Below are 21,498 nucleotides of genomic sequence, written 5' to 3' on the forward strand. Positions count from 1 at the left end.
ACCGGCCTAACCGCGTGGTCGGGCGGTCGAGCCGCGGACCAAGAGTTCGACCGGTATGATCACCTGGCTCGGGGCGCCGTTTGCAAACACCGTCGTGGCGGCAAGTCTCCCCTTCCCGACAATGTCTTGAGCCACTGTCGTGAGCGGGGGCGTGGTGCGCGAAGACTCCGCAGTGCCATCGAAGCCGACGACAGACATGTGTTCGGGTATCTTGATATTGCGCCGACGCGCTTCGTCCAGGACGGTGATTGCCTGCCAGTCCGACATAGTCAAGATCGCCGTTGCCTGCGGAACCTGGTCGAATACGACCGCTCCGGCCGAAGGCTCACCTGGGGTCGTCTCTATGATCGGGACATTGTCGATTGACAGACCGAGCTCAGCCAAACCCTGTGCGAAGCCGAAAAGTCTCTCCTGATCGAGTTGAAAACCGGCAGAGATAGCGCGCGGGGAATTGCCAGGCAAATGGACGATGGGTGACCCCGATGTGCGCCGAATGGAAAGGATTGCAAAACGCCGATGTCCAAGAGCAGCCAGATGCCTGATGGCCGCCAGCGCCCCGCTCCTGCCGTCTATCCGGATAGAATTCACGTCCGGACCGGCATCGCTCTCGAGGATGACGAAGGGAAGCCGCCGGCGCCGTAAAGACGCGATCAACTCGATGTCCGCGCTGTGGCCCAGAATGAAGCCGTCAACCAAGGCCTCTCGAATGGTGGAGGTGCGTGTCTCGTCCGTACCATTGACCAAACTCAATGTCGCTCCAGCCTCGTCACAAGCAAGCGAAACGCCAAGCACCAGCTCGCGCAGATATGGGCTCCTGATCATATCGGCAATGGCGTATGCGCCCGGGGGGATCAGGCCTATGGCGTTGAACTTGCCGTCGCGCAGCACGCGTCCCCTCGGGTCGGGGCCATCATAACCAAGCTGACGCGCCGCGGTCTCGACGCGCTGGCGCAGATCGGATCGCACCAGATCCGGATGGTTGAATACGTTGGAGACGGTGCCGCGGGAGACTCCAGCGAGCCGGCCGACATCGGCGAGCGTAGGCATTTTAGAAGCGTTCATTTCCCTCAGTTAGACAATTTCTTGGAGCGCTCCAAGTTTTTTCTTGACGCTAGGTCCAAAATGTTGGAACTTGCACTTGGAGCGCTCCAAAAATTGAAAGTAGCAGTTCGGCATCTGTGCCGAGCATCGGCCAAGCTGATTTCGAAAATCATCAAGGAGGATTAGGATGGCTACGACCAATGGTGCTCCGACCTCGCTCGTCGGAAAGACTTTTGATTGCTCATTCGGACAGTTCGTACCGAGGTTGACGGTCCTGTCGCCGACCGAATTGCGGGTGCAGGCGACGATCGGCGCTACCGAGATCGACGAGGTGGTTCAGAGCAATCTGACCGGCGTTCGACCCGGACTTTTCATCATGAGTTGGACCGAGCAAGGCGGCAACTTCGTCGTGCAGGTTCAAGATCACGAGAACCAGATCGTTCATAACTATGCGCGACTGGCGGACGGGCAGCAGTTCTGCGCCCAAGGCACAATTCAACCAGTGACGACGGCGTGAGGGCCGCCTGTCTATCTGAGAGGAGAATTACGCCATGACTACCAAGGTGATCGACCAGACCGATCCTACGCAGTGGGATCCAAAGCTTGACGCCGTTATCGCGGCTCCCGGAAACCATAAGGTGTTGTTTGAGAATGACCGGCTACGTGTGCTTGAGGTAATCCTCAAGCCCGACGAGGAAGAGCCGACACATCACCACCGCTGGCCTTCAGTATTCGTGTTCGATGAGGTGGAAGGCCCTATCCACGACTTCGCGCCGGATGGAACCATGATGCCGCCCAATCGAGATGTCATCCAGGCGGTTCAGGCATGGGACGGTCAAGGCTGTCTCGTGGTGCATATGGCCCCCCAACCAGCGGGTCGCGTGCTCAACGCTTCGAGCAAGACCCTGCATGGTATCCGTGTCGAGATGAAGTCATAAAGCAGACGTGATCCTGGCCACCGGAACTCGCGCACGCTGAACGTCCACTTCTGACGGATTGAAGCCTTAAAGCTGCCAGTTGGCTTGCGGTCCCCAAGGTTGCCCGACAGCTTTGCGCTTCATCTCAGCCGTTGCGGACAGATTTGCCACTGATTGAAAGCGGGCATCGCGGCGACCACGCTGGTCGTCGCTCGCGACTCAGCGCGATCAAAGCTCCCACGGCGAGACGAGGGTCGCACCGTACACCCGATTTTGATTGTGCGTCAGCGCATTGGCAGGATGTTCTGGTTGAGGCGGAACAGATTGTCCGGATCGTATCTGTGCTTGATCTTGGCGAGCCGCGCGTAAGCCTCAGCGCCGAAGGCGTCGCGGACGAGATCCGATCCTTCGCCATGGCCGGGGAAGTTCAGATAGAGGCGGCCGGTCGAGTAGCGCTGCATGTCCTGCCAGAAGCTGCGAACCCAGCCGATGTTCGCATCGTCCTCGTCAGCGCCTGGCCAGATGGCGTCGAGGCTGAGCATGAAGGGCATGGAGCGGTCGCCGAAGGCAGTCTCATCGGCTGCAACGCGCTGGACGAAACCGCCGAACTTCCAGATCGAGGCGAAGGTCATTTCGGAGGGGCGCTTCGCCATCCAAGCAGTGGTCTCCCCGACGACCTCGTCGTCGAGGCGCGAGAGGTAAGTGGATTTCCAGTAGCAGCGGTCGCGGCCTTTCGGGAACAGCCCGTCATAGAGCGACTGGATGGTGCGATATGGCATGCGGCCGCTGAAATCGACGAGCGGTTCCCCAAAACTCCGCAACGGCGCCACGACCCGTTCGCCCTCGTCGGCCGGTCCGTCATAAACATGCGCGAGCGCCAGGACGCGCCGGCCCCTTGCATGCTCGGGAATCGAGGGGTCGTCGGGCAGGGTGGAGAACTCGGCCAGGCCGCTCAGGCGGTCGGGTGCGGTCTGCATGAAGTCGCGCCAGAGCGGAATGATCTCGTTGGCGTGCTCCTCGGGATAGGCCGGACCGCATAACATCAGCTCCGGTTCGATCGGGTGCAGCTTGAACTCGAAGCTCGTCACCACGCCGAAATTGCCGCCGCCGCCGCGTAGCGCCCAGAAGAGATCCGGGTTCTGCGTCGCGTCGGCATGGATGAGCCGGCCATCGGCGGTCACCAGATCGGCGGCCAGCAGATTATCGACGCTGAGGCCGTGGCTGCCGCGCAGCCAGCCGATGCCACCGGAAAGCGTCAGGCCGGCAACGCCCGTCGCGGAGATGAGACCGCCCGGCGTGGCGCGGCCAAGCGGGGTGGTGGCCGCATCGACATCGGCCCAGGTCGCGCCGCCCTCGACGAGGGCACGGTCGAGGCCGGACGCGACCCGCACGCCCTTCATCAGCGACATGTCGATCATCAGGCCGCCTTCGCAGACTGCGTAGCCTGCAACATTGTGGCCACCCGAGCGGATCGCGATCGCTAACCGATGCTCGCGCCCGAAATTCACCGACGCCACGACATCGGCAGCACTCCGGCAGCGCGCGATGAGGGCGGGACGGCGGTCGATCATGCCGTTCCAAACGACCCGCGTCGCGTCATAGGACAGGTTCGACGGCTCCAGCACCTCGCCGCACAAGATGGAACGGAAGCTATCGATGCTCGATTGTGCAAGGGTAGCGGTGGCGGCCATGTGGCAGTCTCCTCGTTTCATGCACGCTAGCGCGGCGCGGGCACGGCCGCTAAAGTCGAAAATGCTGGAAGGCGGTCATTTCTGCCATGGTTGAACAGGCGAGACCATTGAATGTGGCGATCCTTGCCGCTCCGGAGGCTACCGCCTCCACGATCTACGGCATGTTCGACTTGTTTTCCTCGCCCGGCAGGGATTTCCTGTTCATCACCAGCGGAGCCGCGGGCACGCCACGCATGCGGCCCTATGTGGTTGCCGGGGACGGCAGCCCGTTTCGCGCGGCAAACGGCATCTGGGTGCGCCCAGATCACAGCCTTGCCGATTGCCCGCCACCCGACATCGTCTGTATTCCAGATTTCTTCGTCAATCCGGGCGAAAGCGTTGCCGGGCAGTATGACGCCGAAGCCGCGTGGCTGAAGCGAGCGTATGACGACGGCGCCATGCTGGCCAGCGCATGTTCGGGCGCGGTGCTGCTCGGTGAGGCCGGGCTGCTCGACAATCGCGAGGCCACCATTCACTGGGGCTATGTCGAGACGCTCACGAACAATTATCCCGGCGTGAAGGTGAAGCCGGGCCAGTCGCTCGTGCTGAGCGGCGAGGCCCAGCGCATCGTCATGGCCGGGGGCGGCTCAAGCTGGCAGGATCTCGCCCTCTATCTGATCGCGCGTTTCGTCAGCCTCAGGGAGGCGATGGAGGTCGCCAAGGTCTACATGCTGCAGTGGCACGACATGGGCCAGCAGCCCTTCGCCGCGCTGATGCGCTTTCGCCAGACCGACGACGCGGTGATCAACCGCTGCCAGAAATGGGCCGAACGCAACTACCGGACCCCTTCGCCCGTCACCGCCATGACCAAGCTGTCAGGCCTGTCCGAGCGCTCCTTCGTGCGCCGCTTCGCAAGGGCCACGGACATGAAGACAATCGACTACATCCACGCGCTCCGGCTCGAAGCGGCCAAGGAACTGCTGGAGACCGGCGACCTGGCGGTCGAGGGGGTGGCCAATGAAGTCGGCTACGAGGATGCGAGTTTTTTCGGGCGCCTCTTCCGCCGCAAGGTCGGGCTGACGCCGGCGCAATATCGCATTCGTTTCAGTGCTCTCCGGCGAGTTCTGAGCCGCGGTTGAATGTCGGCCGCCGCGGCGCGATACCCATATTCCGCTTTGCGCCTCAATTCGACCAATGGGCCGAGCTCTGCCGCCGATTGAAAGCGGACTCTGGTGGCTGGTTGCGCGTAGGCAGGGGTGCCACGTTAGAGCAAACCCAAGTGTAGGGCCGGAGGGGATCGTGGCGCCCCCAGAACGAAAGCTTGTGGCGGTTTTGGCAGCAGAAATGACCGAAGCGCCGTAAGATTGCGGCAATCCTGGTGGCGGACATCGTCGGGTTCAGCCGTCTGGGGCGAAACGACCAGGATTGTAGGCCCCCTTCACGCACACTTCTTGCGCTCAGCCACCTCGACGCTAAGGCGGAAAGCCTGGCCATCCGCATAGGAGCGTTCGTAGCTTTCTGCCTCGAAAGCGAAGGTCAGCGTGTTGCTATAGGCCGGCACGCGGACAGTCCAATTTCTTGTAGCGGATGATTTCGAAAGCATGCTCGGGCGATCCCATAGTTCCTCCCGCGATCACCGACGAGAGCTCTCAGATAGCGTCGCAAAAATCTTTGAATGCAAACCATCCGACACATCGGTGTCGTAATGTTTCAACGTTGCCCAAAGCTCCGCCAGTCCGGCCGGTAACCAAACAGTTCAGGCGGCGCTCCACATCATCAGCGCTTTCGCGACTCCGTCGAGAAGATGGTCAGCGTCAGATTCATGCTCGTAAAGCATGCTGGCCCGGATCGACTCGAGTGGAGTGTAGGATGGCGCGATACGCTTGAGTTCCGAAACGAGCCGCGATACCGCGTCCTGGTTGCCCAACTTCGCCTGTGCCGCCGCCAGCCATGTGAGCCTTACGGCCGAAGTCATGGGCAACATCGACCAACTGACAACGGCTCCCTTGTAGTCTCCCGCCGCGTATTGGGCGAATGCACGGTCGGAATGATACCAGTCTGGATGTATCGGATTGATCTGAACCGCCTTGTCGATCCAGGTCAGGGCTTCGAAAGGCTTGCCCCTGATGGCAAGCAGATAGCCGATCTGCGCGATCGTGTCCGCATCGAAGGGATTGAGGTCATAGGATCTTCGAAAGTGCCGCTCGGCGGCATCGTATGTGCGCGTGCACAGCAGTGCTTGGGCAAGAATCCGATGGCAGCGAGGCTCCTCTGGTGCGAGTCCTACCGCGAAGCGGGCTTGCTCTACTATGTCGGCCAGCACCTCCGGAGGAGCCATTCCATAATCGCCGATAATCAGCTCGGCAAATGCAAGGTATGAGCGCGCGAGCGCATAATGCGTATCCTTGGTGACGGCCGCAGCAAAGTAGTTCCGCGCTGCCTGATTATCGTCGGCGCCGTAGCCACGCAAATGCACCAGCCCCTTGAGAAGAAGCTCGTAAGCCGCCAGGCTTGCTGGAGGCTTTGGACGGGCGCGCGTCAAGCCCGCATCGTCGAGCCGTGCGACAAGACGGTTCGTCACACGCAGCGCGATCTCTTCCTGCATGTCGAAAACAGCTGAGCCCGATGCTGTGAACTTCTCGCCCCACAAGACCGCGCCGTTTGCCGCTTCGATGAGGTTGACCGCCACTCGTACGGTGCCGTCGCGAAGGCCCATGCGTCCCCGAACCAGGAAGGTTGCCCCGAGTCTCCTGCCGACCTCGGTCCAGTTGCCGGGGTCCTCCGACGCAAAGGAAAAGCTTGAGTTACGTGCCAGGACAACAGCAGTGCGAAATCGCGCCAGAGCGTTGACAATGTCCTCGGCAAAACCATCGACCAGAGGCGTGTCGGTCGCATCGCCTTCATTAGTGAAGCGCAGCACCGCTACAGAAGGCAGGTCGGACGGCGGCCTCGCCGGCGCGCCAAGCGGTGAAAGGAGGTAGCCGCGGCCTGAGACGGTGCGAATTATACTTTGTGAGTCATCGCGCAGCGCCTTGCGCAACTCGCGCACGCCTTGGGTGAGCGAGTCTTCGGTTACAAACAGCCCAGGCCAGACGGACTCCATCAGCTCCGACTTGCTGACGACGTGCCCTGTTTTTCCAACGAGATGGCTCAGGAGTGCAAATGTCTTGGGACGAAGTTTGACGGGATGACCCTGGCGCAACAGCAAGCCGCGCGAAGTGTCAAACACGCACTCGCCGATTGCTATGCTCCCTGATTCTGTATGCGACATTCAGAAGCGCTCTGCCGAACCGAGCCGGGCTCGTCGACATACAGGGGCCATCCGCGCTTACGGTCAAGTCCTTTGCCGCAGCCGCAGGTTCTGCCCCCTCAGGCACGGGTTCATGGCGAGCCAGGGCGCCCAACTCTAGAAGTTCGAAGAAGGTGCCGGGCATTGGCGCGCAGGCCAAGCTGTTGACCCCACTGAAGTACAACTCGTAAAGCTCTTGCCGTATGCGGAGCCTTTCGACGTCGTTTTCCATGATGGCCACTCCCTAGATTGTAGGGATCATGGCGCATGTGGAGCGGTGCGTACCGGCGAAATTCTGAAACTTTTCTGAAACCTGGTCGCTGGAGTACAGATCGGCCGGCGCCGAGAAGCCAATGACTGGCTCGCCGGCGGCTATCGCGAAATGCGATCACGCGAATCGGGCGAACTATTCCTCGTCTTCCACTCTCGGCGAGGCGCCTTGGGTCGCTGCCTCGATGCGATCGACGACGCGCAGCTCTTTACGATGGCGAGGAATTCAGCTGCCAGGTGCTTGAACTTCACCTCGCCCCCAGAGCGAAGATCCTCGCCTTCGATATCTCTCAAGGGCATGGAAGTTGCGGCAGCGCCTTTGAGGAACCGCAAATATCCCGCTGCAGCTCGTCTTTCGTTCGTTCAGGGTGTGAGGCCGCCACATGATTGAAGACCCACCGCTGCTCACCATCAAAAGCCGTTTCGAACGGCCTGCGGCAGAGATCATCAGTGCCTTTTCCGGCTTGCCCGTGAGCCTAGTCCTAGACGCCATGGGCGGGCGAGGGGCGTTGCACCAGGGATTAAGGCACTCTCGCCAGGTACTGCGATACTGGCCGATATCATCGTTGCGGCCACCGACAGCTTTGCTGGTGCGGCGGTCACTGAGGATCTCGTCCTTGGCATGGTGTGAAACAAGGGGTGCGCCGGCCTCGTGCGCGATGTTGTCGGGATCGAGGCGGGCGGGTGCCGGTTTACTGTGCCGGGATCGTCGCGAACTCGCCGGCGCGCAATGGTCCAGGCACGGCCGGGTTCCCGGTGGTACTGGGAGGAATGACCATCTCGCGGGGAGACATACTGGTCGGCGACCGCGATGGTATCGCCGTGGTGCCTCGCCTCGAGGCTGAAACGGTGCTGGCGCGGCTCACCGTATCAGGGCGGTGAGAAAACTCTTGATGGCCTGGTGCGGCAAGGTCTCGCCCGATTTCGCCGAGGTCATCATCAAGTCTGACAGGACGCGCTTCGTTGACTGAAAATTTTCAACGGCACCTAAGGTCCGCCTCGCCAACAGATCGTGGTTGCCGTAATTCACTTCCAATCAGATCCCGCGCTGCTTTGTTTGAGGCTATCTCGGAATTCACCTATCGAACGTCGCCTTCGAAAACGGGATTCTGTAATCTGTGCTATGCCACTTAGTCGACAGGAGTGGGCGAAGTGAGCCAGACGCGAAAACTTGCGGCGATCCTGGTCGCTGACGTGGTCGGATATAGCCGGCTGGCGGGGTCAGACGAAGATCGAACGCTGGCGCGGCTACGGGCGCTCCGGAGCGATCTCATCAATCCGACCATCGCTGTCCACAATGGGCGCGTTGTGAAGCTTATGGGTGACGGCACCCTCGTAGAGTTCCGGAGCGTTGTTGACGCCGTACGCTGTGCAATCGAAATGCAGAACGGCATGGTTGAGCGCAACGCTGGCTTACCGCCCGGGCGACGCATTGAATTTCGCGTCGGCATTCATCTCTGCGATGTTGTCGAGGAGAGCGACGGCGATCTGATGGGAGATGGTGTCAATATTGCCGCCCGTCTAGAAAGCATCGCTGAGCCGAACGGCATCTGTTTATCGGCCGCCGCTTACGAACAGGTGCGCGACAAACTGAAGGAAGAATTTGTCGATCTGGGCGAGAAAGAGCTCAAAAATATCGCACGCCCGGTGCGCACCTATCGTCTACGTATGCGCGACACAGTCCCAAAAACCGATCTGGCTGCGACTGCCGGGTCCTCCGAACAGCTGGCGCTGCCCGACAACCCTTCGATTGCTGTCCTGCCATTCCAGAACATGGGCGGCGACCCCGAACAGGAATACTTCGCCGATGGCCTTGCCGAAGACATTATTACTCGGCTGTCGCGTCTTCGTTGGCTCTTCGTGTCCGCCCGCAACTCTTTGTTCACCTACAAGGGAAAAGCGGTCGACTTAAAACAAGTCGGTCGAGAGCTTGGTGTGCGGTATGTGCTGGACGGAAGTGTAAGGCGCTCAGGTCATCGCCTCCGGATAAGCGCGCAAGTCAGTGACACATCGACCGGGGTCCAAGTGTGGGCTGAACGATACGATGTGGAATTGTCGGAATTCTTCGCGCTTCAGGATCAGATTGCCGAAAGTGTCATCGCTACGATCGAGCCGCGGCTCTACACGGCGGAACAGCAACGCTTTCAGAGCAGGTCCCCCACCAATCTTGACGCTTGGGGATTCGTCATGAAGGCGATGCCATATGTCTGGACCTGGAGTTCGGCTACGGAAATCGAGATTGCACAGGGATTTCTGAAGCAGGCTACGGACCTCGATCCTGACTATCCCCGCGCCAACAGCCTGTTGGCGTGGGCTCACGCGGCCCGCGTTTTGTCAGGATGGGCCAACGCAGCAGACATTCTGCCCACCTCTCGCGCCCTCGCGCAGCGGGCAATCCAAGGCGACCCCGAGGACCCGTGGACGCATTTAGCGGCAGGGTTTGTGCACATGATTTCGCGCGGCTTCGACTCTGCTGTGAGAGAACTAAATGAAGCGATCGAGCTAAACCCGAGCTTCGCCTTTGCGCATTCGATCCTGGGCTCAACTTACGGATATGGGGGCATGCCCGCCGAGGGGCTCGACCATCTTGAAATCGCGGGTAGGCTAAGTCCTCGCGATCACACATATGCTGCGAATTTCTCCATCCTTGGCTTATGTCATTTCATGGCTGGACGATATGCAGACGCGGTCGAATGCGAATGTCGCGCGGTTGAACTCCGGCCCCATTTTGGGTCTGCATGGCGGACGTACGCGGCGGCCGCTGGGATGGCCGGTGAAATGGACATCGCGGTTCATGCGCTTTCGCAGGCCAAGCGCCTTCAACCGTCCCTGTCGCTTCAATGGGTAGACAAGTTTCATCCGATCGTTCACGACAAGCACCGGGCTCTCTATGTAGAGGGGCTGCGCATTGCCGGGCTTCGATAGTTGCGGATCGTGCCGTGCTCGTAGCTCGCTATCGGACCTACTATACCGCACGAGCGTGCGCTCAGCGCCTCAACTCGGTTGTCAAAGCTTCGGTGGGTTTCTTCCAACAGCAGACGTTCCTCACGATGAATCCGAAGAGCCGGCCGACCACTTGGAAGTATGCATTCGAATCGCTTCGGCGCGCTAGATCTCTGAAACCAAGGCGCTACTGGGATGGCCCTGAGTTCGGCTGATCAATTGCCGCCGTCAAAACGGCTTCCGCTCCCGGGGCTCTCCCTTCTCACCAATTTCCCGTGCGGTTCTGCGCTGCACTCTGGAGCGCGCGAGAGGCGGACCTATCGAAGCTGTCGGCGCAGGCCGCTTCGACGTCCGCTTCGGTCAAGCCAACGTCCCGCAGAAGGCAGTTGGACAGGTGACCGAGCCCGCGCTCTATGTTGCGGCGGGTCCTCCACTCACGGACAAGGGCCAGCAGGCGTTCGAGCGGAGGGTCAAGAAAAGTGCCCGGCAAGCGCCGTGCGGTCTGGCCTATTGTCGTTTGCGTCATGTTACGCCAAGTCATGGTGAACCTCCGTTGATCGGGAATGCGAATGGCGATCACGTGACGGCAGAAGGCGAGAAGGCGCCAGGGCAGCTTCGGAAGCGTTCCGCTTCAGATTGTGAACTGGCCTCAGACCTCCGAAAGGCCTAACCTGCGGCAAAGGAGCGGTCAGCCATGACGCGACGGCCTTACGGACTGGTCTGCCCGATCTCGCACGCCTGCGAGTTCCTGGAGCCCCGCTGGACAATTCAAATCCTGACCGAGCTCTGGAACGGCTCGACCCGCTTTAATGACATTCGCAAGGGGGTGGGCAACGTCTCGTCCGCCCTCTTGTCGAGGCGGCTCAAGGAAATGGAAGCGTTGGGCCTGGTCGAGCGCGTCGAGGACGAGGCGACGGGCACCATCAGCTATTTCCGTACCGAAAAGTCGATAAGGCTCGAGCCGGCGATGAACGCGCTGGCGGAATGGGCGCAATGCAACATCGAGGCGGAGATCGCGCTCGCCGACGTGGATGTTTCGACCCTCATGTGGGCCGTGCGGCGAAAGATTGACCTCGCTGAACTGCCGCGGCGGCGCGCCGTCATCCGCTTCCATTTCCGCGAAGATCCCCCACCAAGGTGTCCCCATTACTGGTTTGTGGTCGAGCCAGGCTCAGACTTGCCCGAGCTATGCTCGCTCGACCCCGGCCGGGACGTCGATCTTTACGTCGAGACCGGCGTTGTTTCGCTGGGAGCGATCCTGGAGGGCCGCTCCAGCATCGAGCGTGAGAAAGAGAGGGGCGGCCTTTTCCTCATCGGCGACCTCGGCCTCGCGCGAAGCATGGACCGTTGGCTGCGAATCTCGGTCTACGCGGCGCTTGAGGGAATCGTCCAGCTTCCTTGAAAGCTATGTTTGGAGTGCAGCCTTATGCAACCCGCCCAGGACGACAAAGCCATTTGGCTGGCCTCAAAAGCTATGGTGCAATCGTCCGTTGTTGATTGCTGCTCACCGAAAGCCGCCAGTCCGCATTCGGCCCGACGCTGCCGGACCGCTTTGCCGCTCAATCTCAGTCGTAAAGTTGCATTTTCGTTGCCGGGAAGCAGACATTTTCTGCAAGGCGCTTCGCAGGGCTGGATAGGCTAGGCTCACGCGGACTTAGACCATGCGAAGTTTATCTCGAGCGATCTGCCACGCCGATTCGACATGTCGCCTTGCCGCCGCTTCCGCTTCATCGGGCTTGCGCGCCCTTATCGCATCCATGATCTCATTCATCTCGGTGATCGCCGGCTCGCGGCGGTTCTCCGAATGAATAGTCATCGAACGAAGCTGATTGATGCGGACATTCAACCCGCTGACGATTTCCCAGGCGACACGCTTGTCCGCGGCCTCGAACAGCGCCTCGTAGAATTTCGTCGTTGCCCGCATAACCGCCGTCGGCATCGCGGACGCCCACGCATCGAACAAATCCGCCAGCGCCCCTTCGAGCGTTGCCAACTGCTCGCCGGTGGCCGACAGGGCACAGGCTCGGGCCGCGATGCCTTCAAGCAGAGCCCGAAGCTCGTAGATCTCGTCGGTACGGCCGAGGTCCGGCCTGGCGACGGCCGGCCCATGCCCAGGGATCATCTGCACGAGCCCCTCTGCCTCCAGCTGCCGTAGAACCTCACGCACGACGGAACGGCTGACGCCGAGCTGGTCGCAAAGCGGCCGTTCGACGAGCCTTTCGCCAGGCTGGAAATGGAAATCCATGATCGCTTCGCGCATGCGCTCCAGCGCCAGCGTCCTCAAGGTCTTGGCGCTGCGGTCGATGCGAAGCGTGTCGTCTGGCATGTATGCCTCCTGCGCCGCTACCAAAACAGATTCGACGCCCGGTTGACAAGGTACTTGGCGCTCCATATCATGGTATACCATAAGATGACAACGGACGTCCCGAGGCATTACCTACCGAGGAATCGATGCAGCCCGCCATTCGTAAGATCGTGACTTATACCGAGAACATGCTGATCGAAGGCGGCAAGGCCGCCCCCCGGCCGCTGCGCCTTATCGGCGTCGCCGCGGTGCTGACCAATCCCTGGGCCGGTCGCGGCTTCACCGACGATCTGTCGCCCCAAATCCGAGCCTGTGCGCCGGTGCTGGGGGAGATCCTGACCCGCGAGATCGTTGCCGTCGCCGGTTCCGGCGAGGCTATCGAGGGCTATGGCAAGGCCGCCATCTGCGGTACGTCGGGCGAGATCGAGCATGCGTCGGCGCTGATCCACACACTCCATTTCGGCAATCATTTTCGCCGTGCCGTCGGCGCCAAGACCTACCTTGCCTTCACCAACCTGCGCGGCGGGCCAAACACGCCGATCATGATCCCGCTAATGGACAAGAATGACGAGGGACGGCGCTCGCATTACCTGACCGTTCATTTCCAGATCGGCGATGCGCCGGCGCCGGACGAACTGGTGGTCGCGCTTGGCGCTTCGATCGGCGGTCGCCCGCATCACCGCATCGGCGACCGCTATCAGGACCTCAAGGAGCTTGGGGACGTGCATGGCTGATGCTTCTGCATGGGCTCGACAGGGCACGGCGCCCGACGGCACCGGCTTCATCCGGGCCGGTGTCGGTACCCCAGTGCTGTTCATCCATGGTGTCGGCATGAACGCTGCGATCTGGCAGCCGCAGCTCGAGCGCATGGTTGGCCGCTTCGACGCGATCGCCATCGACATGCTCGGCCATGGTCAGTCGCCGCTGCCACCTCAAGATCCGGAACTGGCCGATTATGCCGACCAAGCCATTCGCCTCCTCGACCATCTCGGCCTCGACAAGGTATCCGTCGTCGGCCACTCGATGGGTGCACTCGTTGCTCAGGAACTCGCGCTGCGCGCACCGGAGCGCGTCCGCCGCATCGTTTCCCTGAATGCCGTGTTCCGGCGTCCACCTGAACTGGCCGAAGCCGTTCGCCAGCGCGCGGTCGCGCTCAACGGCCGCAGCGATACGGCCGGCACGGCACGGACCATCGCCCGCTGGTTCGGCGATCCGGTGCCGGCCGAGTTGGAAGCGGCAGCGCAGAAGACGGCATCCGCACTGAGCGCGGTCGACCCGGAAGGCTATGCCCGCACCTATCTCCTGTTCAGTCGTGCCGACGGCGATCATGCTGATCGCCTGCCGACGCTGGCCGTGCCGGCCCTGTTCATGACCGGCTCCGAGGACAGGAACTCTTCACCGGCAATGTCAGCCGCGATGGCACGCCTGGCGCCGCATGGCCGCTGCACGGTACTGCCAGGTGAGAAGCACATGATGGCGGTCGCGGCACCGGACCTCACCACGCGCTGCATCGTTGACTTCCTCACAGAGGACGAAGCGACCGAACAAGACGGCCCTGCGGAAGCAAATACCGGGTTCGACAGCGGCGAATTCCGCCGTGCGCTTGGCTCCTTCCTCACCGGCGTCACCATCGTCACCACGATCGGCCCCGAAGGCGAGCCGCGCGGCTTCACCGCCAACTCCTTCACCTCGGTGTCGCTCGATCCGCCGCTGGTGCTGGTCTGCATCGCACACAAGGCGCTTGGCCATCCCGTCTTCGCGACATCGAAGAGCTTCGCCATCAACGTTCTCAACGAGGGTCAAAAGGCAGCGTCCGGCATCTTCGCCTCGAAAGTGGCCGACAAGTTCGCCGCCGTTGCCTGGCGGCCGGGACGGACCGGCAGCCCTGTGCTGGACGGCTCCGTCGCGTCCTTCGACTGTGACATGGAGCGACTGGTCGAGGCCGGCGATCATTCGATCCTCATTGGGCGCGTCCGCGATTTCGAGCACAATTCCTCGCAGCCGCTCGGCTATTGCCGCGGCGCCTATGTCGCACCCGGCCTCAGCCAGGACGCGCTCGCAGCAACCCAACCCGGCACCGATGTTGGCGCCATCCTCGAAAATGGCGGCCGGATCCTGTTCGTGGAAACCGCGGACGGTTTTGAACTGCCGCGTGGCCGAGGATTGGGCTCGGCCAGCGACGGCAAAAGCCTGCGAGGGCTGCTTGCGGCGAAAGCCATCGAGGCTCAGCTCGGCTTCCTTTTCGCCGTCTGGGACGATGCCGGACCTGTTTCACGCACGCATGTCTACTATCGCGGCACGTTCGACGTGCCCGCTTCCAGCGATCGCGGCATCCGGCTGATCGAGATCGACGCGATCGAAGGATTGAAGATCGCCGATCCGGCGATCCGCTCGATGCTCGCGCGCTATGTCAGGGAATGCTCGGTGGATGCATTCGGTGTCTATGTCGGTAACAATGTCGAAGGCGAGGTCCGGCCGCTCGCCAGCGCCGGCGCTTCCGCCGTCAATACAGGTGACCAGCGATGAAATTCTCGCTTTTCGTGCACATGGAACGATCGGACCTGGCCAAGCCGCATTCCGAGCTTGTGACCGAGCTAGAAGAACTGGTCCTGCTGGCCGAGCAGGCAGGGTTCGAGACCGCCTGGATCGGCGAGCATCACGGCATGGAATTCACCATCTCGCCGAACCCCTTCATCAACATCGCCTATCTCGCCGCCAAGACCAGCCGCATCCGCCTCGGTACCGGAACCGTGATCGCGCCCTTCTGGCACCCGATCAAGCTTGCCGGCGAAGCCGCGATGGCCGACGTAATCAGCGGCGGCCGGCTCGACATCGGCATCGCGCGCGGCGCCTACAGCTATGAATATCAGCGCATCTTTCCAGGCCTCGACGCCTGGGGGGCCGGCCAGCGCATGCGCGAGATCATACCGGCGATCCGCGGCCTCTGGGACGGCGACTTCGAACTCTCCGGCGAGTTCTGGCAATTCCCGGCCACCACCTCCTCGCCCAAGCCGCTGCAGAAACCCTACCCGCCCATCTGGGTGGCGGCCCGCGACCCGAATTCGCATGATTTCGCCGTCGCCAATGGCTGCAAGGTCCAGGTGACGCCGCTGGCTTCCGGCGATCACGAGGTGACCAGCCTGATGCAGCGCTTCAACGGCGCCTGCACCGCGCATCCCGAGATCGAACGACCGGAAATCATGCTTTTGATGCACACCTTCGTCGCCGAAGACGCGACCGATGCCGATCGCCTCACCCAGGACCTGTCGACTTTCTACTGCCAGTTCGGCGCCTGGTTCCAGAACAAGAAGCCGGTGCATCAAGGCATATTGGAGCCGCTGACGGCGGATGAGATCGCGGCCATGCCGCAATACGCGCCGGACAAGATCAGGCAGAACCTGGTGATTGGCGAGGCTGATGAGGTCATCGCCCGTTTGAAGGCTTATGAGGCGCTCGGCTACGACCAGTATTCGATCTGGATCGACAGCGGCCTTTCGCACCAGCGCAAGATGAAATCGCTGCAATTGTTCATCGACCGGGTGATGCCGGCCTTCCTCTGATCGCGAGCCCATGACCGACGCTGTTTTCAGGAACTTCATCGACGGCCGCTTCGACGAGCCGTCCGCCACGTTCGACAGCGTCGACCCATCGGCCGGGACGCCCTGGGCCAGGATGCCGGCGGCGAGCGAAGCCGATGTCGACCGTGCCGTCGAGGCGGCGCACCGCGCGCTGCGCTCAGACCTATGGCGAAGGATGACTGCGACAGCGCGTGGAAAACTGCTGGTCAAGCTCGGCGACCTCGTCGCCGCCAATGCCGGGCGCCTTGCAGAACTCGAGACGCGCGACACCGGCAAGATCATCCGCGAAACCCGCGCCCAGATCGCCTATGTCGGCGATTACTACCGCTATTATGGCGGGCTTGCCGACAAGCACGAAGGCGCGCATGTGCCTGTTGACAAGGCGGATCTCGACGTCACCATACGCCGCGAACCGATCGGCGTCGTTGCCGCGGTGGTGCCGTGGAATTCGCAGCTCTTCCTCTCGGCCGTCAAGCTCGGCCCGGCGCTCGCCGCCGGCTGCACCATCGTGCTCAAGGCCTCCGAAGATGGGCCGGCGCCGCTGCTTGCCTTTGCCGAATTGGTTCATGAGGCCGGCTTTCCAGCCGGTGTCGTCAACATCCTCACCGGCTTTGGCCATGATTGCGGCCGGCGCCTGACCAGCCATCCGCTGGTTTCGCGCGTCGCCTTCACCGGCGGTCCGTCGACGGCGCGCGCCGTCGTCAGGAACACGGCGGAAAACCTTGCCTACACCACGCTCGAACTCGGTGGCAAAAGCCCGGTCGTCGTCTTTGCCGACGCCGACCTCGACAGTGCCGCCAATGCGGTGGTCGCCGGCATTTTCGCGGCGACCGGCCAGAGCTGCGTCGCCGGCTCGCGGCTGCTGGTTGAACTTTCGGTGAAGGATGAATTCCTCGCTCGCCTGAAGCGCAAGGCCGAGGCGATTCGCATCGGCGATCCGCAGGATCCGGCGACCGAAATGGGTCCGCTCGCCACGCTGCGGCAGCGCGACTGGATCGAGAAGGTTGTCGCGGAAAGCCTCACCGCGGGCGGCATGCTGGTCACCGGTGGAACACGGCCAGTCGGCAGCGGCTTCTACTACGCACCGACCATCATCGATGCCGGCGGCAGCGATCTGCCCTGCGTGCGGGAGGAATTGTTCGGACCGGTGCTCAGCGTGCTTGCCTTCGACAGCGAAGCGCAAGCGCTGGCACTCGCCAATGACACGCCGTTCGGCCTGGCTTCCGGCGTGTTCACCAGCAATCTCGGCAAGGCGCATCGCATGGCGCGCGACATCCATGCCGGCGTTGTCTGGGTCAACACCTATCGCGCCGTATCGCCGCTCGTTCCCTTCGGCGGCTACGGCCTGTCGGGCCTCGGCCGCGAAGGCGGTCTCGACGCCATCAGAGACTACACGCGCTCGAAATCCGTATGGATCAACACCTCGGACGAGCCGATCCCCGATCCCTTCGTCATGCGCTGAGTTGCGAAGGACGCAGGTGCACTGAGAAAAACAAGAACAGACCAACAGAGGAGAATGAGAATGAAATTGATTTTGACCGGCCTGCTGGCCGGACTGCTCGCGGCGACAGCCGCCAAGGCCGATGAGATGGCGTTCACCAGCTGGGGCGGCACCACGCAGGAGGCGCAGACCAAGTCCTGGGCCGCCCCCTTCGAGGCCAGCTCCGGCATCAAGGTTTTGCAGGATGGACCGACCGACTACGGCAAGCTCAAGGCCATGGTCGACGCCGGCAACGTCACCTGGGATGTCGTCGACGTGGAGATGGATTTCGCCATCAAGGCCGCCAAGGACGGACTGCTCGAGCCGATCGACTATGCGGTCGTGCCCAAGACCGATCTCGACCCGCGCTTCAGCAATGAGCATGCCGTCGGCAGCTTCTACTATTCCTTCGTGCTCGCCTGGAACAAGGGCGCCGTCCCGGGCGAACCGGCCGGCTGGGCCGACATGTTCGACACCAAGAAGTTTCCCGGCAAGCGGACCTTCTACAAATGGTCGGCGCCGGGCGTGATCGAGATCGCTCTGCTGGCCGACGGCGTGCCGGCGGACAAGCTCTATCCGCTCGACCTCGACCGTGCCTTCAAGAAGCTCGACACCATCAAGTCCGACATCGTCTGGTGGGGCGGCGGCGCCGAGTCGCAGCAGTTGATCGCCTCCGGCGAGGCCGCCTTCGGGCAATTGTGGAACGGGCGCGTCTTCGCCCTTCAGCAGGACGGCACCGATGTCGGCGTCTCCTGGAACCAGAACCTCACCGCCGCCGACGTGCTCGTCGTGCCGAAGGGTACCAAGAACAAGGCCAGCGCGATGAAGTTCCTTGCCGCCGCCACCAGCCCGACCGGCCAAGCGAAATTCGCCGAAGCAAGCGGCTATGCGCCCATCAACACCAAGGCCAAGGCGGAGATGCCGGCCGATGCCGTCAAGGCCCTGCCAGATGCCCATGTCGAGGGCCAGATCAATCTGGACATGAACTACTGGGCCGAGCATCGCGACGAGATCGCGACGCGCTGGTATGCCTGGCAGACCAAGTAACGCCGTTGCAGACCCACGGGGCGCGGCTTGCGCGCCCCGTTTCGAGACAGGACCGCTCGATGCAAGGAAATTCTCCTAGACGCGGCTCGATCGTCGGCCTCCCGGCCGGCAGTGGCAGCGCCTTGCCGGCCCTGCTCCTGGTCGGGCTGTTCTTCATCGTGCCGGTGATCGCCCTGCTGCTGCGCAGCGTCACCGATCCCGAACCGGGCTTGCAGAACTACGCGGCGCTGTTCGGCAGCGGCACCTATGTGCGGGTGTTCCTCAACACCTTCCTGGTTGCATCGGTCGTCACCGCCGTCACCATCCTGGTGGCGTTCCCCGTCGCCTGGATGCTGGCGATCATGCCGCCCGCCCTGGGCTCGATCGTCTTCGGCATCATCATCCTGTCTATGTGGACGAACCTTCTTACCCGCACCTATGCGTGGATGGTGCTGCTACAGCGCACCGGTGTGATCAACCGGGCACTGATGGGCCTGGACATCATTCACGAGCCGCTGCCGCTCATCAACAATCTGACCGGCGTCACCATCGGCATGGTCTACATCATGCTGCCCTTCATGATCCTGCCGCTGGTCGGCACACTGAGGGCGATAGACCCGATGACGCTGCGCGCGGCAGCCCTTTGCGGCGCAAGCCCGTTCGAGGCCTTCCGCCGCATCCTCTTGCCGCTGTCGCTGCCCGGCGTCGCTGCTGGCGGCCTGATGGTCTTCGTCATGTCGCTTGGCTACTTCGTCACCCCGGCCCTGCTCGGCGGCACATCGAACATGATGCTGGCCGAGATGATCGCCCAGACGGTGCAGTCGCTGCTCAACTGGGGGCTCGGCAGTGCGGCCGCCTTTGTCCTGCTTGCCGTCACCATGGCGCTATACGCGATCCAGCTTCGCCTGGTTGTTGCCAGGCGCGCCGGGGGAGGGACCTGACATGCTGCTCGACTATGAACGGCTCGGATGGCTGCGCATGGTGCTTGGCGGCTTCACGGCGGCCGTCGCGGCTTTCCTGCTGCTGCCGGTGGTCTTCATCGTGCTCCTGTCATTCGGCTCGTCGCGCTGGCTGGCCTTTCCGCCACCCGGGTGGACGCTGAAATGGTATCAGCAGTTGCTGGGCGACCCGACCTGGATCGATGCCGCGCTGACCAGTGCCCGAATTGCCGCCATGGCCGCTATCCTCGCCGTCATCATCGGCCTGTTCGCCTCCTTCAGCCTGGTTAGGGGTGAGTTTCGCGGACTCCAGGTCCTGCGCGGCTTGCTGTTGACGCCGATGGTGCTGCCAGTGGTCGTTTTCGCCATCGCCATCTACGCCTTCTTCCTGCGCATCGGCCTTGCCGGCACCACGGTCGGCTTCGTCATCGCCCACACCATCTTGGCGCTGCCTTTCGCGATAATTCCGATCACGGCCGCGCTCGAGGGTTTTGACAAATCCATCGAGGACGCGGCCATCGTCTGCGGCGCCAGCCCGCTGCAGGCGAGGCTTAGGATCACCTTGCCGTCGATCAGGATCGGCATCTTCTCGGCGGCGATCTTCTCTTTCCTGGCCTCATGGGACGAGGTCGTGGTGGCGATCTTCATGGCGAGCCCGACCTTGCAAACCTTGCCGGTGAAAATCTGGGGCAGCCTGCGCGCCGACCTCAGCCCGGTCGTCGCCGCCGCCTCCAGCCTGCTTGTCGGCTTGACCTTGTGCCTGATGATCGTGACCGCACTCCTTCGCAGAAAATTGTCCAGATGATCCCTCCCTTCCTGTCCATACGCGCAGTAAGAAAGACGTTCGGTGCCTTCGTCGCCGTCCACGACGTAACCATCGATGTGCCCAAAGGTGAATTCCTGACGTTCCTCGGCCCGTCCGGCTCCGGCAAGTCGACGACGCTCTACGCCATTGCCGGTTTCCAGGATCCGAGCTCTGGCGATGTGCTTCTGGAGGACATGTCGCTGCTTTCGGTTCCGTCGCACAAGCGCAACATCGGCATGGTTTTCCAGCGTTACACCCTGTTTCCGCATCTGAGCGTCGCCGAGAACGTCGCCTTTCCGCTGCGCGTGCGCCGCCGGCCCGACGGCGAGGTCAAGCGCAAGGTTGCCGACATGCTGGCGCTGGTGCGCCTCGAAAACTTCGCCGACCGCCATCCGGGCGCGCTGTCTGGCGGCCAGCAGCAGCGCGTGGCGCTTGCACGCGCGCTGGCCTACGACCCACCGATCCTTTTGATGGACGAACCGCTGTCGGCACTCGACAAGAAGTTGCGCCAGGAGATCCAGGCCGAGATCCGCCGCATCCACCGCGAGACCGGCGTCACGATCCTCTATGTCACGCATGACCAGGAGGAGGCGCTGCATCTTTCCGATCGCATCGCTCTGTTCAGGGAAGGCCGTATCGAACAGATCGGCACCGGTGAGGATCTTTACCTCCGGCCGGCGAGCGAGTTTGTCGCCGGCTTCATCGGCAACTCGAATTTCTTGCCGGCCGAGCATCTGCTAACCGCAGGTGGTGCGGCGACGGTCCGCCTGGTCGACGGCTCGATCGTGACCGGCGTAAAGACGACAACATCCTTTGGTCAAGGCCAAAAGGTGCGCCTGATGGTACGCCCCGAAGCCTTCCGCCTGACGCCCGGGCCAGCGAGCGCAGCACTCGCCGTCGAGATCGTCGATACCGCCTTCTTCGGCGACCGCCGGCGCATCGTGGCGCGCACGGCGGCCGGGGAAGATATCGACGTCAGGCCAACCTCCGATGCAGAGGAAGCGGACAGCGCCATCGCACCGGGTCAACGCATTTTCTTCGATCCTGCCTCGGCATTCCTGTTCCCTGTCTAGGGCTTGGATTGCGCCCTGTTAGGTCGATTCCATTGCGGCATGAAAGTGCGCCTGTGAAAATTCATGCTTAGAAGCTGACAGTCCCATTTCGGCCCCAAGCTGTTATGCTGGCGATCCCTGTTTCTCCTATGGCCCGGCCGCTTCCGGGCGGCGGAGCTGGGGA

The 21,498-nt window shown here is 62.2% G+C and carries 20 protein-coding genes; 14 read left to right on the forward strand and 6 right to left on the reverse strand.

From position 1 onward, the window contains the following. Nucleotides 1-6 precede the first annotated feature (6 nt). Nucleotides 7-1,047, reverse strand: a complete 1,041-nt coding sequence (locus ACYG97_RS24850; RefSeq protein ID WP_023751121.1) for a LacI family DNA-binding transcriptional regulator — start codon at nucleotides 1,045-1,047, stop codon at nucleotides 7-9. A gap of 181 nt (nucleotides 1,048-1,228) precedes the next feature. On the opposite strand from ACYG97_RS24850, the gene ACYG97_RS24855 reads away from it, so the two are divergent. Next, nucleotides 1,229-1,558 (forward strand): MoaF-related domain-containing protein, encoded by a 330-nt coding sequence (locus ACYG97_RS24855; RefSeq protein ID WP_023699226.1) that lies wholly within the window; start codon nucleotides 1,229-1,231, stop codon nucleotides 1,556-1,558. Nucleotides 1,559-1,592: 34 nt separating this feature from the next. After that, nucleotides 1,593-1,979, forward strand: coding sequence for a hypothetical protein (locus tag ACYG97_RS24860; protein ID WP_023699225.1), 387 nt, complete (start codon nucleotides 1,593-1,595; stop codon nucleotides 1,977-1,979). Between the two features lie 263 nt (nucleotides 1,980-2,242). Here ACYG97_RS24860 and ACYG97_RS24865 read toward each other — a convergent pair whose 3' ends face one another. After that, complete coding sequence (locus ACYG97_RS24865; RefSeq protein WP_023699224.1) at nucleotides 2,243-3,649, reverse strand: FAD-binding oxidoreductase; 1,407 nt, start codon at nucleotides 3,647-3,649, stop codon at nucleotides 2,243-2,245. 113 nt (nucleotides 3,650-3,762) lie between these two features. Here ACYG97_RS24865 and ACYG97_RS24870 point away from each other — a divergent pair, with 113 nt between their 5' ends. Then, nucleotides 3,763-4,767 carry a GlxA family transcriptional regulator gene (locus ACYG97_RS24870; RefSeq protein ID WP_245259990.1) on the forward strand — a complete coding sequence of 335 codons (1,005 nt, stop codon included), beginning with the start codon at nucleotides 3,763-3,765 and terminating at the stop codon, nucleotides 4,765-4,767. A gap of 299 nt (nucleotides 4,768-5,066) precedes the next feature. Here the strand turns inward: ACYG97_RS24870 and ACYG97_RS24875 are convergent, their stop codons facing one another. Together ACYG97_RS24875 and ACYG97_RS24880 are read right to left on the reverse strand one after the other, a co-directional pair. After that, nucleotides 5,067-5,189 carry a hypothetical protein gene (locus tag ACYG97_RS24875; protein ID WP_023699222.1) on the reverse strand — a complete coding sequence of 41 codons (123 nt, stop codon included), beginning with the start codon at nucleotides 5,187-5,189 and terminating at the stop codon, nucleotides 5,067-5,069. 195 nt (nucleotides 5,190-5,384) lie between these two features. Continuing rightward, on the reverse strand, nucleotides 5,385-6,857 hold the full coding sequence (locus tag ACYG97_RS24880; protein ID WP_023699221.1) for a winged helix-turn-helix domain-containing protein: 1,473 nt from the start codon (nucleotides 6,855-6,857) through the stop codon (nucleotides 5,385-5,387). A 1,014-nt stretch (nucleotides 6,858-7,871) separates the two neighbouring features. On the opposite strand from ACYG97_RS24880, the gene ACYG97_RS24885 reads away from it, so the two are divergent. Both ACYG97_RS24885 and ACYG97_RS24890 read left to right on the forward strand, forming a co-directional pair. Continuing rightward, entirely contained in the window at nucleotides 7,872-8,069 is a 198-nt protein-coding gene (locus ACYG97_RS24885; RefSeq protein WP_196813640.1) for an RraA family protein, read from the forward strand. A gap of 270 nt (nucleotides 8,070-8,339) precedes the next feature. Beyond that, nucleotides 8,340-10,112, forward strand: coding sequence for an adenylate/guanylate cyclase domain-containing protein (locus ACYG97_RS24890; RefSeq protein ID WP_023733665.1), 1,773 nt, complete (start codon nucleotides 8,340-8,342; stop codon nucleotides 10,110-10,112). Between the two features lie 280 nt (nucleotides 10,113-10,392). Here ACYG97_RS24890 and ACYG97_RS24895 read toward each other — a convergent pair whose 3' ends face one another. Beyond that, the gene (locus ACYG97_RS24895; RefSeq protein ID WP_023736932.1) at nucleotides 10,393-10,671 is read right to left on the reverse strand and encodes a DUF1127 domain-containing protein; all 279 of its coding nucleotides are present in this window, start codon (nucleotides 10,669-10,671) and stop codon (nucleotides 10,393-10,395) included. Nucleotides 10,672-10,824: 153 nt separating this feature from the next. On the opposite strand from ACYG97_RS24895, the gene ACYG97_RS24900 reads away from it, so the two are divergent. Next, nucleotides 10,825-11,532, forward strand: a complete 708-nt coding sequence (locus tag ACYG97_RS24900) for a winged helix-turn-helix transcriptional regulator (protein WP_286461255.1) — start codon at nucleotides 10,825-10,827, stop codon at nucleotides 11,530-11,532. Between the two features lie 252 nt (nucleotides 11,533-11,784). Here ACYG97_RS24900 and ACYG97_RS24905 read toward each other — a convergent pair whose 3' ends face one another. Then, nucleotides 11,785-12,456, reverse strand: a complete 672-nt coding sequence (locus tag ACYG97_RS24905) for a GntR family transcriptional regulator (RefSeq protein WP_023697480.1) — start codon at nucleotides 12,454-12,456, stop codon at nucleotides 11,785-11,787. Nucleotides 12,457-12,581: 125 nt separating this feature from the next. On the opposite strand from ACYG97_RS24905, the gene ACYG97_RS24910 reads away from it, so the two are divergent. Genes ACYG97_RS24910 through ACYG97_RS24945 form a run of 8 tightly spaced genes read left to right on the forward strand, consistent with a single transcriptional unit; the run spans nucleotide 12,582 to nucleotide 21,335 of the window. Next, complete coding sequence (locus ACYG97_RS24910) at nucleotides 12,582-13,169, forward strand: amino acid synthesis family protein (protein WP_023697481.1); 588 nt, start codon at nucleotides 12,582-12,584, stop codon at nucleotides 13,167-13,169. Next, complete coding sequence (locus ACYG97_RS24915) at nucleotides 13,162-14,961, forward strand: alpha/beta fold hydrolase (protein ID WP_023697482.1); 1,800 nt, start codon at nucleotides 13,162-13,164, stop codon at nucleotides 14,959-14,961. The genes ACYG97_RS24910 and ACYG97_RS24915 overlap by 8 nt, the downstream gene beginning before the upstream one ends. After that, nucleotides 14,958-15,995, forward strand: coding sequence for an LLM class flavin-dependent oxidoreductase (locus ACYG97_RS24920; protein ID WP_023697483.1), 1,038 nt, complete (start codon nucleotides 14,958-14,960; stop codon nucleotides 15,993-15,995). The genes ACYG97_RS24915 and ACYG97_RS24920 overlap by 4 nt, the downstream gene beginning before the upstream one ends. Nucleotides 15,996-16,005: 10 nt before the next feature. Next, on the forward strand, nucleotides 16,006-17,475 hold the full coding sequence (locus ACYG97_RS24925; RefSeq protein ID WP_023734806.1) for an aldehyde dehydrogenase: 1,470 nt from the start codon (nucleotides 16,006-16,008) through the stop codon (nucleotides 17,473-17,475). 60 nt (nucleotides 17,476-17,535) lie between these two features. Next, on the forward strand, nucleotides 17,536-18,540 hold the full coding sequence (locus ACYG97_RS24930; RefSeq protein ID WP_023697485.1) for an ABC transporter substrate-binding protein: 1,005 nt from the start codon (nucleotides 17,536-17,538) through the stop codon (nucleotides 18,538-18,540). A gap of 59 nt (nucleotides 18,541-18,599) precedes the next feature. Next, nucleotides 18,600-19,460 (forward strand): ABC transporter permease, encoded by an 861-nt coding sequence (locus tag ACYG97_RS24935; protein WP_023697486.1) that lies wholly within the window; start codon nucleotides 18,600-18,602, stop codon nucleotides 19,458-19,460. Nucleotide 19,461: 1 nt separating this feature from the next. Next, nucleotides 19,462-20,262 carry an ABC transporter permease gene (locus ACYG97_RS24940; protein ID WP_023734805.1) on the forward strand — a complete coding sequence of 267 codons (801 nt, stop codon included), beginning with the start codon at nucleotides 19,462-19,464 and terminating at the stop codon, nucleotides 20,260-20,262. Next, nucleotides 20,259-21,335 (forward strand): ABC transporter ATP-binding protein, encoded by a 1,077-nt coding sequence (locus ACYG97_RS24945; RefSeq protein ID WP_023697488.1) that lies wholly within the window; start codon nucleotides 20,259-20,261, stop codon nucleotides 21,333-21,335. The genes ACYG97_RS24940 and ACYG97_RS24945 overlap by 4 nt, the downstream gene beginning before the upstream one ends. The last annotated feature ends 163 nt before the right edge of the window (nucleotides 21,336-21,498 follow it).

This window comes from Mesorhizobium sp. W067, from assembly GCF_054719525.1.

What these genes read in the sequence shown, in the direction of transcription:
- ACYG97_RS24925 (WP_023734806.1), top strand. Translation starts at nt 16,006, where the DNA reads ATGACCGACGCTGTTTTCAGGAACTTCATCGACGGCCGCTTCGACGAG.
- ACYG97_RS24895 (WP_023736932.1), bottom strand. Translation starts at nt 10,671, where the DNA reads ATGACTTGGCGTAACATGACGCAAACGACAATAGGCCAGACCGCACGG.
- ACYG97_RS24860 (WP_023699225.1), top strand. Translation starts at nt 1,593, where the DNA reads ATGACTACCAAGGTGATCGACCAGACCGATCCTACGCAGTGGGATCCA.
- ACYG97_RS24905 (WP_023697480.1), bottom strand. Translation starts at nt 12,456, where the DNA reads ATGCCAGACGACACGCTTCGCATCGACCGCAGCGCCAAGACCTTGAGG.
- ACYG97_RS24855 (WP_023699226.1), top strand. Translation starts at nt 1,229, where the DNA reads ATGGCTACGACCAATGGTGCTCCGACCTCGCTCGTCGGAAAGACTTTT.
- ACYG97_RS24920 (WP_023697483.1), top strand. Translation starts at nt 14,958, where the DNA reads ATGAAATTCTCGCTTTTCGTGCACATGGAACGATCGGACCTGGCCAAG.
- ACYG97_RS24935 (WP_023697486.1), top strand. Translation starts at nt 18,600, where the DNA reads ATGCAAGGAAATTCTCCTAGACGCGGCTCGATCGTCGGCCTCCCGGCC.
- ACYG97_RS24915 (WP_023697482.1), top strand. Translation starts at nt 13,162, where the DNA reads ATGGCTGATGCTTCTGCATGGGCTCGACAGGGCACGGCGCCCGACGGC.
- ACYG97_RS24910 (WP_023697481.1), top strand. Translation starts at nt 12,582, where the DNA reads ATGCAGCCCGCCATTCGTAAGATCGTGACTTATACCGAGAACATGCTG.
- ACYG97_RS24865 (WP_023699224.1), bottom strand. Translation starts at nt 3,649, where the DNA reads ATGGCCGCCACCGCTACCCTTGCACAATCGAGCATCGATAGCTTCCGT.
- ACYG97_RS24940 (WP_023734805.1), top strand. Translation starts at nt 19,462, where the DNA reads ATGCTGCTCGACTATGAACGGCTCGGATGGCTGCGCATGGTGCTTGGC.
- ACYG97_RS24945 (WP_023697488.1), top strand. Translation starts at nt 20,259, where the DNA reads ATGATCCCTCCCTTCCTGTCCATACGCGCAGTAAGAAAGACGTTCGGT.
- ACYG97_RS24930 (WP_023697485.1), top strand. Translation starts at nt 17,536, where the DNA reads ATGAAATTGATTTTGACCGGCCTGCTGGCCGGACTGCTCGCGGCGACA.
- ACYG97_RS24900 (WP_286461255.1), top strand. Translation starts at nt 10,825, where the DNA reads ATGACGCGACGGCCTTACGGACTGGTCTGCCCGATCTCGCACGCCTGC.
- ACYG97_RS24850 (WP_023751121.1), bottom strand. Translation starts at nt 1,047, where the DNA reads ATGCCTACGCTCGCCGATGTCGGCCGGCTCGCTGGAGTCTCCCGCGGC.